At 55.4% G+C, this 16,028-nt stretch carries 15 protein-coding genes; 2 read left to right on the top strand and 13 right to left on the bottom strand.

Annotated features, from left to right (window positions below; all coding sequences use genetic code 11):
* Positions 1 to 33: 33 nt before the first annotated feature.
* The 7 genes from acpP to yceD form a co-directional block, all read right to left on the bottom strand.
* Positions 34 to 270, bottom strand: coding sequence for an acyl carrier protein (gene acpP / locus PAT9B_RS07540; protein ID WP_013508661.1), 237 nt, complete (start codon positions 268 to 270; stop codon positions 34 to 36).
* A 153-nt stretch (positions 271 to 423) separates the two neighbouring features.
* On the bottom strand, positions 424 to 1,158 hold the full coding sequence (gene fabG / locus PAT9B_RS07535; protein WP_013508660.1) for a 3-oxoacyl-ACP reductase FabG: 735 nt from the start codon (positions 1,156 to 1,158) through the stop codon (positions 424 to 426).
* 10 nt (positions 1,159 to 1,168) lie between these two features.
* The gene (gene fabD / locus PAT9B_RS07530; RefSeq protein ID WP_013508659.1) at positions 1,169 to 2,101 is read right to left on the bottom strand and encodes an ACP S-malonyltransferase; all 933 of its coding nucleotides are present in this window, start codon (positions 2,099 to 2,101) and stop codon (positions 1,169 to 1,171) included.
* Positions 2,102 to 2,116: 15 nt separating this feature from the next.
* Positions 2,117 to 3,070 carry a beta-ketoacyl-ACP synthase III gene (locus PAT9B_RS07525; protein ID WP_013508658.1) on the bottom strand — a complete coding sequence of 318 codons (954 nt, stop codon included), beginning with the start codon at positions 3,068 to 3,070 and terminating at the stop codon, positions 2,117 to 2,119.
* A complete protein-coding gene (gene plsX / locus PAT9B_RS07520; RefSeq protein WP_013508657.1) occupies positions 3,071 to 4,111 on the bottom strand; it encodes a phosphate acyltransferase PlsX in 1,041 nt (346 codons plus the stop codon).
* A gap of 26 nt (positions 4,112 to 4,137) precedes the next feature.
* Positions 4,138 to 4,308, bottom strand: a complete 171-nt coding sequence (rpmF, locus tag PAT9B_RS07515) for a 50S ribosomal protein L32 (RefSeq protein ID WP_013508656.1) — start codon at positions 4,306 to 4,308, stop codon at positions 4,138 to 4,140.
* Positions 4,309 to 4,322: 14 nt separating this feature from the next.
* Positions 4,323 to 4,844 carry a 23S rRNA accumulation protein YceD gene (gene yceD / locus PAT9B_RS07510; RefSeq protein WP_013508655.1) on the bottom strand — a complete coding sequence of 174 codons (522 nt, stop codon included), beginning with the start codon at positions 4,842 to 4,844 and terminating at the stop codon, positions 4,323 to 4,325.
* 140 nt (positions 4,845 to 4,984) lie between these two features.
* Between yceD and PAT9B_RS07505 the strand changes: the two genes are divergently transcribed.
* Positions 4,985 to 5,569, top strand: a complete 585-nt coding sequence (locus tag PAT9B_RS07505; protein WP_013508654.1) for a nucleoside triphosphate pyrophosphatase — start codon at positions 4,985 to 4,987, stop codon at positions 5,567 to 5,569.
* A gap of 11 nt (positions 5,570 to 5,580) precedes the next feature.
* Here the strand turns inward: PAT9B_RS07505 and rluC are convergent, their stop codons facing one another.
* Positions 5,581 to 6,537, bottom strand: a complete 957-nt coding sequence (rluC, locus tag PAT9B_RS07500) for a 23S rRNA pseudouridine(955/2504/2580) synthase RluC (protein WP_013508653.1) — start codon at positions 6,535 to 6,537, stop codon at positions 5,581 to 5,583.
* Positions 6,538 to 7,110: 573 nt separating this feature from the next.
* Between rluC and rne the strand changes: the two genes are divergently transcribed.
* Positions 7,111 to 10,356: a ribonuclease E gene (rne, locus tag PAT9B_RS07490; protein ID WP_013508652.1), complete on the top strand. Its 3,246-nt coding sequence runs from the start codon at positions 7,111 to 7,113 to the stop codon at positions 10,354 to 10,356.
* Positions 10,357 to 10,505: 149 nt separating this feature from the next.
* On the opposite strand, the gene flgL is transcribed toward rne, so the two are convergent.
* From flgL to PAT9B_RS07465, 5 genes are all read right to left on the bottom strand, one after another.
* Positions 10,506 to 11,468, bottom strand: a complete 963-nt coding sequence (gene flgL, locus PAT9B_RS07485; RefSeq protein ID WP_013508651.1) for a flagellar hook-associated protein FlgL — start codon at positions 11,466 to 11,468, stop codon at positions 10,506 to 10,508.
* A gap of 19 nt (positions 11,469 to 11,487) precedes the next feature.
* Positions 11,488 to 13,131 carry a flagellar hook-associated protein FlgK gene (gene flgK / locus PAT9B_RS07480; RefSeq protein ID WP_013508650.1) on the bottom strand — a complete coding sequence of 548 codons (1,644 nt, stop codon included), beginning with the start codon at positions 13,129 to 13,131 and terminating at the stop codon, positions 11,488 to 11,490.
* 120 nt (positions 13,132 to 13,251) lie between these two features.
* On the bottom strand, positions 13,252 to 14,193 hold the full coding sequence (gene flgJ, locus PAT9B_RS07475) for a flagellar assembly peptidoglycan hydrolase FlgJ (RefSeq protein ID WP_013508649.1): 942 nt from the start codon (positions 14,191 to 14,193) through the stop codon (positions 13,252 to 13,254).
* Positions 14,193 to 15,299 (bottom strand): flagellar basal body P-ring protein FlgI, encoded by a 1,107-nt coding sequence (locus tag PAT9B_RS07470; RefSeq protein ID WP_013508648.1) that lies wholly within the window; start codon positions 15,297 to 15,299, stop codon positions 14,193 to 14,195. Before PAT9B_RS07470 ends, flgJ begins: the two co-directional genes overlap by 1 nt.
* A gap of 9 nt (positions 15,300 to 15,308) precedes the next feature.
* The gene (locus PAT9B_RS07465) at positions 15,309 to 16,019 is read right to left on the bottom strand and encodes a flagellar basal body L-ring protein FlgH (protein ID WP_013508647.1); all 711 of its coding nucleotides are present in this window, start codon (positions 16,017 to 16,019) and stop codon (positions 15,309 to 15,311) included.
* Positions 16,020 to 16,028 lie beyond the last annotated feature (9 nt).

Raw genomic sequence — 16,028 nt, 5'->3', positions numbered from 1 at the left:
CAGGCGGTCGAGTGACCGCCTGAAGGATATTCATTAGCCTTGGTGGCTAGTGATGTAGTCGATCGCTGCCTGAACGGTAGTGATTTTCTCAGCTTCTTCGTCTGGAATTTCGGTATCGAACTCTTCTTCCAGAGCCATAACCAGTTCAACGGTGTCAAGAGAATCAGCACCCAGGTCGTCAACGAAAGAAGCAGCGTGGGTCACTTCTTCCGGTTTAACGCCCAACTGCTCGATGATGATCTTCTTAACTCTTTCCTCAATAGTGCTCATGCTATTAAATTTCCTATCAAAACTCGCTTTCGCGATGGTTTTCGTAGTGTATAAAATGTTGAAAAAGATGCAACAAAATCCCGGCTGGTCGAACCACGATTTTACGCTATTCTGCGGTTTTTACCGCAGATAATGCAAATTATTTCGTGATTATCAGACCATGTACATGCCGCCATTGACGTGGAGCGTCTCACCTGTGATATAGGCGGCTTCGTCAGAGGCTAAGAATGCAACAGCATTGGCGATTTCCTGTGGGTCACCTAAGCGACCTGCCGGAACTTCCGCCAAAATGCCCGAGCGCTGATCTTCGTTCAGTGCACGCGTCATGTCCGTTTCAATAAAACCCGGAGCCACGACGTTTACGGTAATGCCACGTGACGCAACTTCTCGCGCCAGTGATTTGCTAAAGCCAATCAAACCTGCTTTTGCTGCAGCATAGTTTGCCTGGCCCGCGTTACCCATGGTTCCAACTACAGAACCGATGGTAATGATACGGCCCACACGTTTCTTCATCATGGCACGCATAACCGCCTTGGAGAGGCGGAAGACGGATGTCAGGTTGGTATCGAGGATATCCGCCCACTCATCGTCTTTCATGCGCATCAGTAAATTATCACGCGTAATGCCTGCATTATTGACTAAAATGTCCACTTCGCCAAATTCTGCGCGCACTTTCTCGAGCACACTCTCAATGGAAGCAGCATCGGTCACGTTCAACAGCAGACCTTTACCACTGTCGCCGAGGTAAGCACTGATTGCCTCCGCGCCGCTTTCACTGGTGGCCGTTCCCACCACTTTAGCACCACGCGCCGCCAGCGTTTCCGCAATGGCGCGACCGATGCCGCGGCTCGCGCCGGTAACCAGCGCAACTTTACCTTCAAAGCCCATGATTTTCCTCTTATTCCTGTGTAAGCGCAGCGGTCAGTGAAGCAGGATCGTTCACTGCGGCTGCGGTCAGGCTGTCCACAATACGTTTGGTGAGACCGGTCAGCACTTTGCCCGGACCGATCTCCAGCAGCTGCGTCACGCCCTGGGAGGCAATAAACTCAACCGATTCCGTCCAGCGTACCGGACTGTACAATTGGCGTACCAGCGCGCTGCGAATCGCGTCAGCGGAGGTTTCACATTGCACATCAACGTTATTCACCACCGGCACTGACGGCGCATTGAAGCTGATCGCTTCCAGCGCGACGGCCAGTTTCTCTGCCGCAGGTTTCATCAGCGCACAGTGGGACGGCACGCTGACCGGCAATGGCAGAGCACGTTTCGCGCCCGCGGCCTTACAGGCGGCACCGGCACGTTCTACCGCTTCTTTGTTACCCGCAATCACCACCTGGCCCGGCGAGTTAAAGTTAACCGGTGAAACCACTTGCCCCTGCGCGCTTTCTTCACAGGCTTTACGGATGGCCGCGTCGTCAAGGCCGATAATCGCCTGCATCGCGCCAGTACCTTCCGGCACGGCTTCCTGCATCAGTTTGCCACGCAGCTCAACCAGTTTGATGGCATCGGCGAAATTCAGTACCCCGGCGCAAACCAGCGCGGAGTATTCACCCAGGCTATGCCCGGCCATGATCGCAGGCTGGGGCGCATTCTTGCTCTGCCAGACGCGATAAATCGCGACTGACGCCGCCAGCAATGCAGGCTGTGTCTGCCAGGTTTTGTTCAGTTCTTCCGCAGGACCCTGCTGAACCAACTGCCATAAGTCATAACCCAGTACATCAGAAGCTTCACGGAAAGTGGCCTCTACCTGCGGGTATTCAGCAGCCAAATCGGCCAGCATGCCCACGGTCTGCGATCCCTGTCCCGGGAACACCAAAGCAAATTGCGTCATCATTCGTTCCTGTAATCAAAAGCGAACCAGCGCGGAACCCCAGGTGAAACCACCACCAAAGGCCTCCAGCAGAATCAGTTGTCCCGGCTTGATGCGGCCATCACGCACCGCTTCATCCAGCGCACTTGGCACGGAAGCCGCAGAGGTGTTGCCGTGACGATCAAGCGTCACCACCACTTTGTCCATCCCCATACCGAGCTTTTTCGCGGTGGCGCTGATAATGCGCAGGTTGGCCTGATGCGGCACCAGCCAGTCGAGCATTTCGCGGTCGAGATTATTGGCCTGCAAGGTTTCATCAACAATATGTGCCAGTTCAGTGACCGCCACTTTGAAGACTTCGTTCCCCGCCATTGTCAGGTAGGCCGGTTGATCCTGATGTTCGCGATCCTGGTACGGCAGTGTCAGCAATTTGCCGTAACGGCCATCAGCATGCAGATGCGTTGAAATAATACCCGGCTCACTGCTCTGGCCCAGTACTACCGCACCCGCACCATCACCGAACAAAATAATGGTGCCACGATCGGCGGGATCCAGCGTGCGTGCCAGCGCGTCAGCACCAATCACCAGCGCATGTTTTACCGCGCCATTTTTGATGTACTGATCGGCTACGCTCAGGGCATAGGTAAAGCCTGCGCATGCGGCTGCAAGGTCAAACGCGGCACAGTCATTGATCTCCAGCATTTGCTGGATCATGCAGGCCGAACTTGGGAATGCGTGGCTGGAAGAGGTGGTCGCGACAATAATCAGACCCACGTCATTCGCTGCCACACCCGCCATTTCCAGCGCGCGCTGTGCTGCCGAATAGCCCATGCTGGCTACTGTTTCATCCGGCGCAGCAATGCGGCGCTCACGGATACCGGTACGGGTGACAATCCACTCGTCCGAAGTCTCCACCATTTTTTCCAGATCCGCGTTGGTACGCACCTGGCTGGGCAAATAACTGCCCGTACCGAGAATTTTGCTAAACATCTACGCTTTGTCACTCCTGGCTAATACAGTGTCCAGGCGCGCAGCAATCCGTTCCGGGACTTGCCGCCGCACCGCCTGCTCTGCCTGTTCTATCGCTACGGCAAACGCACGTTGATTCGCCGCGCCGTGGCTTTTGATCACCGTTCCGCGCAATCCTAACAGACAAGCGCCATTGTACTGGTCGGGGTTGAGATGACCGAAACGCTTCGCCAGACGCTTTTGGATCCAGCGTCCCAGCCACTTCAGCCACCAGGCCCGTTTTTTTCCTTCCCCTGACGATTTGAGCAGCGAAAGAAACATTCTTACCACACCTTCCATGGTTTTCAGCGTGACGTTGCCGACAAAGCCATCGCAAACCAGCACATCCGTCTTGCCGGTGAGGAGATCATTCCCCTCAAGATAACCAATATAGTTGATTTGCGGGGATTCCCGCAGCACCGCCGCTGCGGTGCGAATCGTTTCCAGGCCTTTGGTTTCTTCTTGTCCAATGTTGAGCAAGGCAACGCGCGGCTGATTAATGGCGAGCAATTCTTCGGCCACCACTGCGCCCATCACCGCAAATTGCACCAACATTTCACTGTCAGATTCCACATTTGCGCCCAGATCCAACACCACCGTTTTCCCCTGCTGCTGGTGCGGCAGTACAGTCATCAGCGCCGGACGCTCAATGCCGTCCAGCGGCTTGAGCAACAATTTGGCCAGTCCCATCAGCGCACCGGTATTTCCCGCGCTGACACAGGCTTGTGCCTTGCCCTCTTTCACCAGCTCCAGCGCGATACGCATGGAACTGCCGCGACTGTTACGAATCGCCTGTGAGGGTCTGGCATCACTTGCAATAACCGATTCGGCAGGGATCACCTGCACACGCCCCGCTACAGAGGAATCCGCTTTGGCAAGTAATGGCATGATTGTGTCGGGATTACCGACCAGAAGGAGAACCAGGTGCGAATGAGAGGCCAGTGCCTGCAAGGCTGCAGGCACTGTCACGCAGGGACCGAAATCCCCGCCCATGGCATCTATCGCCAGGGTCAAACGTGTCAAAGTATCGCCTTGCGTAACCGCAAGAATTACTTAGCGATAACCTTGCGACCGCGGTAGTAACCATCCGCAGTGATGTGGTGACGCAGATGAGTTTCGCCAGAAACTTTATCTACAGACAGAGTGGTGGTGGTCAGAGCATCATGAGAACGACGCATACCACGCTTAGAACGGGTGGGTTTATTCTGTTGTACGGCCATGGACCTTACTCCTATTACTTACGCTTTAAACTGGCTAATACGGCAAATGGATTTGGTTTTTCTGCCTCTGCAGGCAACTGACCAAATACCATGTCCGCGTCGGACACTTCACAGTGTTCAGAATCATGCACCGGAACCACCGGCAGTGCGAGGATGATTTCATCTTCAATCACCGCCAACAGATCGATCTCGCCAAAATCATCGACATCGACCGGTTCGTAGGCTTCCGGCAGTGCCTCGGCCTGCTCTTCAGTAGAGACAGGGCTGAAGCAATAGCTTATGTGAACCTGATGCGGAAACGGCTGGTTGCAGCGTTGACATAACAACGTAACCTGCACATCCGCTGTTCCTTGCAGAACCGCGAGGCGCTGGTTGTCAACCGCAAACGACATGGCACATTCAACATCACTGTCCACACTCACGACCGAGTCGGCCACACGCGCCACCAATTCAGGTGAATAAACGCCATGATAATCAAGGCGTTTTTGCGCAGCGCGTACCGGATCGAGCGTCAGGGGTAATTTTACCTTTTGCATAGGGCGCGAATATTAACTTTGTAACGTCATAGAGTCAAAGAAAAAGGCCGTTTTACAGCATCTTTCACCCGTTAGTCGCATCCAGTGCGGCGCACAGTTTAAAATGACTGTCACCTTTACGCTATCTATTCTGCAAAAAAATGACGACATCGCTGGTTTTAGCCTCAACCTCACCCTTCCGTCAGGCTTTATTAAGCAAGCTTGGCCTGCCTTTTATCTGCGCTGCACCGCATACTGATGAGACGCCACACCCCGGCGAAGCGGCTGATGCGCTGGTGCAACGCCTCGCCCTGGCGAAAGCCGAGGCGCTGGCGACAGCGTATCCGAATCATTGGATCATCGGTTCCGATCAGGTATGCGTGCTGGACGGACAAATCACCGGCAAGCCGCTCAGCACAGAGAACGCCTGCCGACAACTGGCGGCCGCCAGCGGCAAAGCCATCACCTTTTATACCGGCCTGGCGCTGATCCAGCCACAAAGCGGGCGGCAGTTTCTCTGCTGTGAGCCTTTTACCGTCCATTTCCGCTCCCTGAGCGCAGCAGAAATTGCCGGCTATGTTGCCAAAGAGCAGCCACTGCACTGTGCTGGCAGTTTCAAAAGCGAAGGTTTGGGGATTTGTCTGTTTGAACGGCTGGAGGGACGCGATCCCAATACCCTGATTGGTTTACCGCTGATCGCGTTGAACGCAATGCTACGCGAAGCGGGCATCAACCCATTGTGCTGATGCCCGGTGCGTCAGGCTTTTTTCTGGCGCAACTGCGTAAGACAATGCTTCAAAGCGCCGTCCAACGGCGCTTCCATCCGCAATGTCTCACCGGTGTTGGGATGGGTAAAGGTCAACGCCGCCGCATGCAGGAACAGGCGGGACAGCCCGGTCGCTGCCAGTTGGCGTTCAAATTCACGATCGCCGTAGCGATCATCAAAGGCAATCGGGTGGCCCGCATGCAGAGTATGCACACGAATCTGGTGGGTACGGCCGGTAACCGGGCTGGCTTTCACCAGGGTGGCAAAGCCAAAACGCTCCTCAACTTTAAAGCGCGTTTCTGAGGGTTTGCCTTCAGCACTGACACGCACCACGCGCTCGCCACTTTGCAGGATATTCTTCAGCAACGGTGCCTGGACCACTTTCAGATGCGATGGCCAGTCACCCCGCACCAGCGCCAGGTAATCTTTTTGCATACCTTTTTCACGCAGTTGCTCATGCAGGGAACGCAGCGCTGACCGTTTTTTCGCGACCAGCAAAATCCCCGAGGTGTCGCGATCAAGGCGATGCACCAATTCGAGGAAACGCGCTTCCGGCCGCAAGGCACGCAACCCTTCGATCACACCGAAGCTTAAGCCGCTGCCGCCATGTACCGCTGTACCGGAGGGCTTATTCAGCACCAACAGATAATCATCTTCGTACAGGATGGCATCGGCCAATGAAGCCACTTTCTCCAGCTTCGGCGAGACCGCCTGTTCTTCACGTTCGGCAACCCGCACCGGTGGGATACGGATCTCATCGCCCTCTTCCAGCTTATATTCAGGCTTGATGCGTTTTTTATTTACCCGCACTTCACCTTTACGCAGGATGCGATAAATCATACTTTTCGGCACACCCTTCAATTGGGTGCGCAAAAAGTTATCAATGCGTTGTCCGGCATTTTCAGCCGTGATGGCGACAAATTGTACGCCGGGATTCTCTGTTTTCATGGCGGCGATTCTAAATAGTGTCCCTGGATAGCGCCACCCCTTTTTCTGTGCTTAACTCTCTGGTTGTCGCGGCGCTAAAGGGTCGAAATGCTGACTTTTTCAACAATGCGATGATAACCCCTGCAAATGAACAGGTTAAGGATGCATAAACTTCACAGCTCGGCAAAAGTCGCCTTGCTATATGTTGGTCAGCAATGGAATAATGCAGGGGTTTCTGTCCTGGAAAGATTCAGGCAGAAGAAAGAGCGAAATAAGTCATTTTGCCGGATTAAACGGACACGCAGCAATGGCGTAAGACGTAATGTTAAATCAGGCACTTAGCGGGCTGCGGGTTGCAGCCAGGACGACAGACTGGGATGTGTGGATTTTTGAATACTCTGTAGCACTTCCACCTTCAGGCGCTGGATTTCCTTATGAAAAACAGGCCACCGACAAGATTTGCGCCCCTTTAGCCGCCGACAACCGTGAGGTTGACGTCTGTGCATTAAAGACACGGGGCCATCGGTTGATTCTCGTCCAGGGTAACGATGCCCGCAGCTTTGTCACTCATGAGAGAATAACGAGTAAGTCACGATGAAAAGAATGTTAATTAACGCAACTCAGCAGGAGGAGTTGCGCGTTGCCCTGGTTGACGGACAACGTCTGTACGATCTGGATATCGAAAGCCCCGGACACGAACAGAAAAAAGCCAATATCTACAAAGGTAAAATCACCCGTATTGAACCCAGCCTGGAAGCTGCGTTTGTTGATTACGGTGCTGAGCGTCACGGTTTTCTCCCTCTGAAAGAAATTTCCCGCGAATATTTCCCCGCCAGTTACAACGCGCACGGACGTCCCAACATCAAAGATGTCCTGCGTGAAGGCCAGGAAGTTATCGTTCAGATTGATAAAGAGGAACGGGGTAATAAAGGCGCGGCACTGACCACCTTTATTTCACTGGCCGGTAGCTATCTGGTGTTGATGCCCAATAACCCGCGTGCGGGTGGGATTTCGCGCCGTATCGAAGGCGATGACCGTACCGAACTGAAAGAAGCGCTGTCCGCACTGGAACTGCCGGAAGGTATGGGCCTGATTGTGCGTACTGCGGGTGTTGGCAAATCTGCCGAGTCATTGCAGTGGGACCTCAGCTTCCGCCTGAAACACTGGGAAGCCATCAAGAAAGCCGCAGAAAGCCGCCCGGCACCGTTCCTGATCCATCAGGAAAGCAACGTGATCGTGCGCGCCTTCCGCGACTATCTGCGCCAGGATATCGGTGAAATCCTCATCGATAACCCGAAAGTACTGGAACTGGCACGTCAGCATATCGCCGCGCTGGGTCGCCCGGACTTCAGCAGCAAAATCAAGTTGTACACCGGTGAGATCCCGCTGTTCAGCCACTACCAAATCGAATCGCAAATTGAGTCCGCCTTCCAGCGTGAAGTCCGCCTGCCTTCTGGCGGTTCGATTGTTATCGACAGCACCGAAGCCCTGACCGCGATTGATATCAACTCAGCACGTGCTACGCGCGGTGGTGATATCGAAGAGACCGCCTTCAATACTAACCTGGAAGCGGCCGATGAAATCGCCCGTCAGTTGCGTCTGCGTGACTTGGGTGGCCTGATCGTTATCGACTTCATTGATATGACTCCCGTGCGCCATCAGCGTGCGGTGGAAAACCGTCTGCGCGAAGCGGTACGCCAGGATCGCGCACGCATCCAGATCAGCCATATTTCCCGTTTTGGCTTGCTGGAGATGTCGCGTCAGCGCCTCAGCCCGTCGTTGGGCGAGTCCAGCCATCACGTCTGCCCGCGTTGTAGCGGCACAGGTACCATTCGTGATAACGAATCGCTGTCACTGTCCATTCTGCGTCTGATTGAAGAAGAAGCGCTGAAGGACAACACCAAAGAAGTTCATGCGATTGTGCCGGTTCCGGTGGCTTCCTACCTGCTGAACGAAAAACGTGATGCCGTCAGTGCGATTGAGAAGCGCCAGGGTGGCGTGCGCGCCATCATCGTGCCGAACGATCAGATGGAAACCCCGCACTATTCCGTACTGCGCGTGCGCAAAGGTGAAGAGACTCAGACCCTGAGCTACCACTTGCCGAAGCTGCACGAAGCAGAAATGGCGTTGCCGTCGGAAGAAGAACAGGCAGAACGTCGCCGTCCGGAACAACCGGCCCTTGCCGCCTTTGTGATGCCGGATGCACCGCCTGCCCCGGTCGAAGTGGCTGAAGAGAGCCAGCCGGTGGTGAAAGCCGAGCCGAAAAAAGCCAAGCCTACCGCCACTGTCGCGGCACCGGCGGCATCAACCGGCTTTATGGCACGCCTGCTGGGTGGACTGAAAAAACTGTTTGTGGGTGATGCCCCTGCCGCGGCACCTGAAGCCAGCGAGAAGCAGGAAAGCAAAGCGACCGACGGTGAAAATGGCCAGCAGCGTGGCGATCGTCGCAACAACCGTCGCAATAATCGCCGTGAGCGCACGCCGCGCAACGCCGAGAACGCACCGGTACGCGAAGCGCGTGAACCGCGTGAGCCACGAGAGCCACGTGAGCCTCGCGAAGCGCGTGAAACCACCGAGAACCGCCGCAACAAACGCCAGAACGAGCCGCGTGAAGAACGCAGCCCGGCACAGAGCGAAGAAGCACGCCAGCAGCGCGAAGAGCAGCAGCAACAGCGTCGCGAACAGCGTGCAGAACGTCAGCGTCGTCGTCAGGAAGAGAAACGCGCCCAGCAGCAGGAGCAGAAAGCCGCTGAGCCGGTCGTTCAGGCCGATATCGTTGATGAGGCCGCACAGGAAGAAGAACGCATTCAGGTCATGCCGCGTCGTAAACAACGTCAGCTGACACAGAAAGTGCGTTTTGGCGATGAAAGCGAAACCGTAAACGAAACGGTTGCCGCGCCGGTTGAAACTGCGCCGCGCGCCGTGGTCAACGACGAGCCGGAAGCGACCAATGATGAGCAGGATGATGTGGATAACCGTGATAGCGCGAATATGCCGCGTCGCTCACGCCGTTCACCGCGTCACCTGCGTGTCAGTGGTCAGCGTCGCCGTCGTTATCGCGATGAGCGCTATCCGACCCAATCGGCTATGCCGCTGGCGGCAGCTTCAGCTTCACCAGAAATGGCTTCTGGCAAAGTCTGGGTGCGTTATCCGGTTGCACAAACCAATGAGGAACTGGCAACGCAGGATGTTCTGAACGAGACGCCTGATTACAGCCGCGAAGAGACCGCAGCTGCTGTTGCCTTACCTGCCAGCGTTGAACCTGTGCAAGAAGAAGTGGCCGCAGAGCAAAACGTCGAAGCCGTTGTGCATCAGGCTGAACCGCAGGCGCACACTGACGTGCCAGTGGTGAATACTGAAGACACCAGCCCGATTGAAACACCGGTCAATGAACAACCGGCCGTGATTTCCGCCGCTGATGAAGTGGTCGCGGAAGAGACTGCCGCCCAGGCCGAGCCGGTAGTGGATGTTGCCGCTGAGGTGGATGAAGCGGTTGCTGCCGCCATCGTCGCACCGGCTGAGGTCGCGCCGGAAGTGAGTGCACAGGTAGAAGACGTGCTGTCCACACCGGTTGCCGCAACAGCCCCGGCTGAACCCGTTGCAGAACCTCATGCGCCGGTTGCGGCACGTGATACGGTGATCAACAACGCGGAAGTCCGCTGGAAGCATTTCGCTTCGGCACCGATGACCAAAGCACCGGCACCGGCCTGGCAGCCTGAACCGGTTCGCCATAGCGACTGGGTGCGCCCACCGTTCGAGTTTGCGGGCCGTGGTTCCGCTGGCGGACATAGCGCCACGCATCAGGCAACCGCTCCGGCAACCAAGCCAGAAAGCGTCTAAGCTCGCTAAACGTCATAACCCAACCCCGGCCAGTCCGGGGTTTTTTATTGGTCGGAAAAAATATCAGGCAAAAAAAATCCCACGGCCGGTAAGGGACGTGGGAAAAAACAAGCGCACCCGGTTTAAGTACGCTCAAATTTGTCGGTCAGTTACGAATTCATCTGGAACAGTGACATCTTCGACATCTGGGTAAAGACCGTATACGAGGCTTGCAACGCCGTCTGCTGCATGGTGTAGCTGGAGATTGCCGAGGTGTAATCCACATCCACCAGGTCACTCATTTGTGACGCCATAATGGTATCGCGGTCATCACCCTGCGCATCCAGCGTGTCCAGCTCAGACATCTTTGAGCCTACCGCAGAACGCACGCTCAGCACGTTGTTCAGTGAGTTGCTCAAACCGCGGTTGGTCTTATCCATCGCATCCTGGAAGGTTTGTTTGGTGGCATCGTCAGCGTTGTCCTGTGGCACTTTCAACGCGGCAATCGCACTGTCGAGCATATTGAACAGGTTAGTTTCACTGGCGCTACCGTCCGGCTCTGCTTTGGCATTGCTGGTAATTGACATAAACACCGAGGTGCCGGTGTCGCCGACCGACATGGTGCGGCTGTCATCCACTTTTTGCGTAATCGGATTGCTACCGCCGACATAGGTCACGCCAGTGCCATCATCAGTGAATGGCTCGGTATCGGTTTGATAGCCGGCAAAAATATAGTTGCCGTTACCGTCTTTACTGTTAGCCAGGCCCAGCAATTGCGAGCGGATACCTTCCAGTGACGTGGCGATCGAAGCCCGGTCATCATCACTCAACGTACCGGTTGAACCCTGAACAATTAGGGTCTGCGCATCCTGAATGCTGCTGGTGACGCTGGAAAGCGTATTTTCTTCCATTGACAGACTCTGGTTGGCAAAGCTACGCGCGGTGGCGTACTGGGCGCTTTTGGCCTGAGTCTGCGACAACACCACAGCGCGCGAGGCCGCAATCGGGTCATCAGAAGGGTTAGTCACGCGGCGACCGCTGGAAAGCTGTTCACCGACTTTGAGCCAGGAAGCTTGCGAATCCGTGATACCGCGCACCTGCTGGTTAAAAATCATATTGGTACTAAGACGCATGGTTTTTTATCCTCTCTGCTTAGCCGAGGCTATCGATCAACGCGTTGAAAATGGTGCTGGCGGTTTGCAGCACCTGCGCGTTAGCCGTGTAATATTGCTGATATTTGGTCAGGTTGGCGTACTCTTCATCGAGGTTGACGCCCGAAATTGACTGCTGACGGTCACTTAACTGACTCACCACACTTTCCTGAGTGGTACTGGTGGTTTCCAGCGTACTGGTTTTGTTACCCACCGTACTGACGATGCTGGCATACGCCTCGGCCAAGGTGGCGTTACCGTTCACCAGTTTGCTGTCCTGCAAATCCAGCAGTTTTTGCGCATTGGTATTATCGCTGGCACCATCCACCGCACCTGCCGCCGCAATCTGTGACTCATCAGTGATCGCCACTGACATATCACCAATCACGTTCTGCACCGGTTTTACCAGGAAGCTGTCTTTCGCCGCAGGCGTACCACTTACGGTTAACTGAAGACCATCAAAGCTCAGCGTGGTGTTACCATCGGCATCAGTTCCCTGCGTCGCCGTCACGCTAACGTTGTCCGACTGACGGGTAACCGACCAGTTGGTGCCGTCGTAGCTGACGGTGTAGTTTGAGGCTTTCAGCGCGCTGGTGTCGGTCCATTCAGCGGACAGCGTCGTGCTGGAGGTATTCTTGGTGTTGCTCAGGACTTCCGGGCTGCCGATGTTAAAGAAATCAGTGCCCTGATCACCGTTGCTGTCATACCCTTCTTTATGGATGGTATTGAAGCTGGTGGCAAAGGCAGCGGCAAGCTGACCGAGCTGGTTCTGAGCGGTGTCCAGATCCTGGGTACGGAACGCCAGCAGACCACCCAACGAACCGGTTGTCAGGGTTTTCTCAGCAATTTCTACGTTACCCGCCTGCTTATCAACATAACCGACGGTGATACGTGAAGGGTCACTGCTGGAAGGCATCGCCACCAGCGAAGTGGTTTTACTGCCATTGACCAGCGTGGTGCTGCCCATTGAAACGATATAGCTGCCATCCTGCTGCGACACCGTGACACCGACGATATCATTCAGGCTGCTCACCAGTTGATCACGCTGATCCAGCAGGTCATTCGGCGCCGTGCCATCTCCGGTGGTCAGTTTGGCAATCTGGGTGTTCAGGTTGGCAATCTGGCTGGTATAGGTATTGATCTGGTCAACGCTGGAGGTGATATCGGTGTTGACGCTGGTCTGCATATTGGTCAGATATTGTGCTGTTGTCTGGAACTGGTTGACCAATCCCTGGGCATTACTCAGCATTGACTGACGCGCTGACGGATCGTCGGCGTTACTGACCACGTTTTGTACGTTGGTGAAGAAGTCCTGAATCGACGTTGACAGGCTGGTGGTCGAGGTCGATAACAGATCGTCAATATTTGAGATCTGAGAATATTGGGTATTTTGCGCATTATACGTCGCACTGGCACTGCGTAACTGCGCAGTGATGAACTCATCATATTCACGCTGCACACCCGTCACCGTCACCCCATTACCGTAGTAGCTGTTCCCGCTCAGCGTGCTGTTAGCCTGCCCGAGGATAGTTGTCTGGCGCGTGTAGCCCGCCACGGTATAGTTGCTGATGTTGTTACTGGTGGTGCTTAATGCGGCCTGTGCGGCGCTCAGCCCGCTCATCGCTGAGTTGATTATACTGGACATCTCGGTTCCTTAATTTCCCGTTCACCGGGCTGGCTGTCATCAGTGCGGTTACCGGGGCGTGGAAACGCCCGGGGTGTATGAAGGTTATCGGCGTGCTTAAGTGAAACTTGAGGCAAAAAATCAGAACAAATCGGTCAAATCCTGGCTATACGCCTTCACGACTTTTTCACCCATGTTCTTGAATTGCTGGATCATTCCTACCAGTTTCTGCGCATAGCGTGGATCTGTCGCATAACCGGCAGCTTGTAACGCCTGCGCGCCCTGCTCCGCCGTCTGGGCATTAGCCACGGCGGCGTAACGCGGGTTGTTCGACAGGAGTTTGACGTAATCCGTCAGCGCCTCCAGATAGGAGCCGTACACACGGAAAGTGGCGCGGACTTTTTTCGCTTCGCCGTGTTCATATTCGGTGGTCATGATGTCGGTGGTTTCACCTTTCCAGTCACCGCTGGCCTTGATACCGAACACGTTGTAACTCGGCTTGCCGTCGCGCGTCAGAATCTGGCGCTGCCCCCAACCGGATTCCAACGCGGCCTGCGCCAGAATCAGATGGTGCGGAATGCCGCTTTCGTCACTCGCGACTTTGGCGGGTTGCGCTAGCTGAGCAATAAAGTCGCTGCTGTCGCCGGACAAACTGCCGGGTGATACCGGCAGTCGTGGCATCGCTTTGCGCACCATTTGCTCCAGCTGAACCGGCGCCATGCTGCTGTAAATAAAGCTGTTATCCAGCTTCATCGGGACAGTGCCCGCACGTTCATCGGGCTCCTGGGCGGGTTGCATCTGTTTGACGATAGTGTCCGCCAGCCCAAGGCCACGTTTGCCCATCTCCTGCGCAATCTGCTGATCGTACATCGAGGTGAAAAGCCGCGTCTGGTCGTTGCTGAGCAGGCCATCTTTCGGCAACGCTTCACGCATGCTTTTCAGCATCATCTGGACGAACATCCCCTCAACCTGCTTCGCCACCTGTAAGGCTTTACCTTTCGGGTCCTGACTGGCTTCGCGTTTCAGGTCATTGAGCGAGCGGCTGTCATAAGCCGCATTCATCAGCGATTGCGTATCACTCATCAGATAATTTCCAGTTTGGCGCGCAGACAGCCCGCACTCTGCATCGATTGCAGAATCGACATCAGATCAATCGGTGTTGCACCCAGCGCATTCAGCGCGCGCACCACATTATTGAGATTGGCACTGGCGTTGACGTGTTGCAGCGCACCGCCACTCTGGCGCATATCAATCTGCGTCTGATTGGTCGTCACCGTTTGACCACCGGCGAACGGCGTATTCGGCTGATTGACGTTCTGCTGCTGATTGACCGTGACCGACAGGTTGCCCTGCGCGACCGCACAGGTGCTCAGCGTCACTTCGCGGTTCATCACCACCGAACCGGTACGTGAGTTGATGATCACTTTGGCGTCTTCCAGCGGTACGGAAACGTCAAGATTCTGGATGTCCGACAGGACGCGGACCTGAGAACTGTTGTTCGGCGACACCCGAATCTGCACGGTACGCGCATCCAGCGGCTGAGCGTAACCATAGCCGCCGCGATTGATGGCATCCGCAATCCGCTGTGCCATGGTGAAATCTTCATTGTTGAGTTGCAGGTTGATGGTGTTCTGGCTGCCGAAGTTGCTTTGCAGCTCACGTTCCACCGTCGCACCATCAGTAATGCGACCACCGTTCAGCTGGTTAACCTGTACGCTGCTGCCACCGGCCGCGGCACCCGCGCCCCCCACCAGGATGTTACCTTGCGCCAGCGCATACACCTGGTTATCCACGCCTTTCATCGGCGTCATCAGCAACGTACCGCCGCGCAGGCTTTTCGCGTTACCCAGCGACGACACCACCACATCAATGTTCTGTCCCTGACGGGCGAAGGCCGGCAGTTTCGCTGTGACCATGACCGCCGCCACGTTTTTCAGCTGCATATTGGTGCCGGAAGGTACGGTGATCCCCAGCTGCGACAGCATGTTGCTGACGGTTTGCGTGGTAAACGGTGTTTGCGTGGTCTGGTCACCCGTACCGTCCAGACCCACCACCAAACCGTAACCAATCAACTGGTTGTCGCGCACGCCCTGTACGGTGGTCAGATCGCGGATGCGGTCAGCATGGGCGATTAGGCTGAATCCAAGCAGCAAGCTCAGCGTCAGACGCAGCAGAGTGTTCATTTTCATCGTAACCTCTTACATCGGCGAAACGTTCAGGAAGAAACGCTGGAACCAGCCCATCGTCTGCGCCTCATTGATATAACCATTACCGACATACTCAATACGTGCATCGGCCACTGCTGTTGACAGCACCGCGTTACTGGCGCTGATGGTGCGGGGGTTAACCACACCGGAGAAACGAATAAATTCGGTTCCCTGATTAATCTCGATCTGTTTCTCACCCACCACGCGCAGGTTACCGTTGGACAGCACCTGGTTAACGGTAACGGTGATGGTGCCGGTAAAGGTGTTGTTAGCGGTGGCGCCGCCTTTGCCGGTAAAGTCGTTTTTGCCTTCGCCATCAAGACCCACTTTCTCACCACTCGCACCGACCAGACCATTCAGGCCGGTTGGGACGGTCGTCAGACCAAAGCTTCCACTGCCATCACGACTGGCATTGGCAGACGAGCTTTTGCTGGCGCTGACGTTTTCCTGCAAGGTAATGGTCAGGGTATCGCCAATGTTGCGTGGACGGCGGTCCTCAAACAGCGGCTGATAGCCGTAGTTGAGCGGTGCAACGCCCTGAAAAATGGAACCATTGACCACGGGTGGCGCAGAAGGCGTTGGCTCAGCCGTTGTCGAACCTTGTACCAGAGGCGTGCGCGGGATTAACGCACAACCGTTGAGGGTCAGCAGCGATAACGCTACCAACCAATGACCAGGCTTGAGAATCACTTGCTTCGCCACGGAGTTCTG

The organism is Pantoea sp. At-9b (genome assembly GCF_000175935.2).
GTDB lineage: Bacteria > Pseudomonadota > Gammaproteobacteria > Enterobacterales > Enterobacteriaceae > Pantoea.
Note: the sequence above shows the minus strand (reverse complement) of the source record. Positions and strands in the feature narration are given on the sequence as shown.

What these genes read in the sequence shown, in the direction of transcription:
- acpP (WP_013508661.1), bottom strand. Translation starts at nt 270, where the DNA reads ATGAGCACTATTGAGGAAAGAGTTAAGAAGATCATCATCGAGCAGTTG.
- fabG (WP_013508660.1), bottom strand. Translation starts at nt 1,158, where the DNA reads ATGGGCTTTGAAGGTAAAGTTGCGCTGGTTACCGGCGCGAGCCGCGGC.
- fabD (WP_013508659.1), bottom strand. Translation starts at nt 2,101, where the DNA reads ATGACGCAATTTGCTTTGGTGTTCCCGGGACAGGGATCGCAGACCGTG.
- PAT9B_RS07525 (WP_013508658.1), bottom strand. Translation starts at nt 3,070, where the DNA reads ATGTTTAGCAAAATTCTCGGTACGGGCAGTTATTTGCCCAGCCAGGTG.
- rpmF (WP_013508656.1), bottom strand. Translation starts at nt 4,308, where the DNA reads ATGGCCGTACAACAGAATAAACCCACCCGTTCTAAGCGTGGTATGCGT.
- yceD (WP_013508655.1), bottom strand. Translation starts at nt 4,844, where the DNA reads ATGCAAAAGGTAAAATTACCCCTGACGCTCGATCCGGTACGCGCTGCG.
- PAT9B_RS07505 (WP_013508654.1), top strand. Translation starts at nt 4,985, where the DNA reads ATGACGACATCGCTGGTTTTAGCCTCAACCTCACCCTTCCGTCAGGCT.
- rluC (WP_013508653.1), bottom strand. Translation starts at nt 6,537, where the DNA reads ATGAAAACAGAGAATCCCGGCGTACAATTTGTCGCCATCACGGCTGAA.
- rne (WP_013508652.1), top strand. Translation starts at nt 7,111, where the DNA reads ATGAAAAGAATGTTAATTAACGCAACTCAGCAGGAGGAGTTGCGCGTT.
- flgL (WP_013508651.1), bottom strand. Translation starts at nt 11,468, where the DNA reads ATGCGTCTTAGTACCAATATGATTTTTAACCAGCAGGTGCGCGGTATC.
- flgK (WP_013508650.1), bottom strand. Translation starts at nt 13,131, where the DNA reads ATGTCCAGTATAATCAACTCAGCGATGAGCGGGCTGAGCGCCGCACAG.
- flgJ (WP_013508649.1), bottom strand. Translation starts at nt 14,193, where the DNA reads ATGAGTGATACGCAATCGCTGATGAATGCGGCTTATGACAGCCGCTCG.
- PAT9B_RS07470 (WP_013508648.1), bottom strand. Translation starts at nt 15,299, where the DNA reads ATGAAAATGAACACTCTGCTGCGTCTGACGCTGAGCTTGCTGCTTGGA.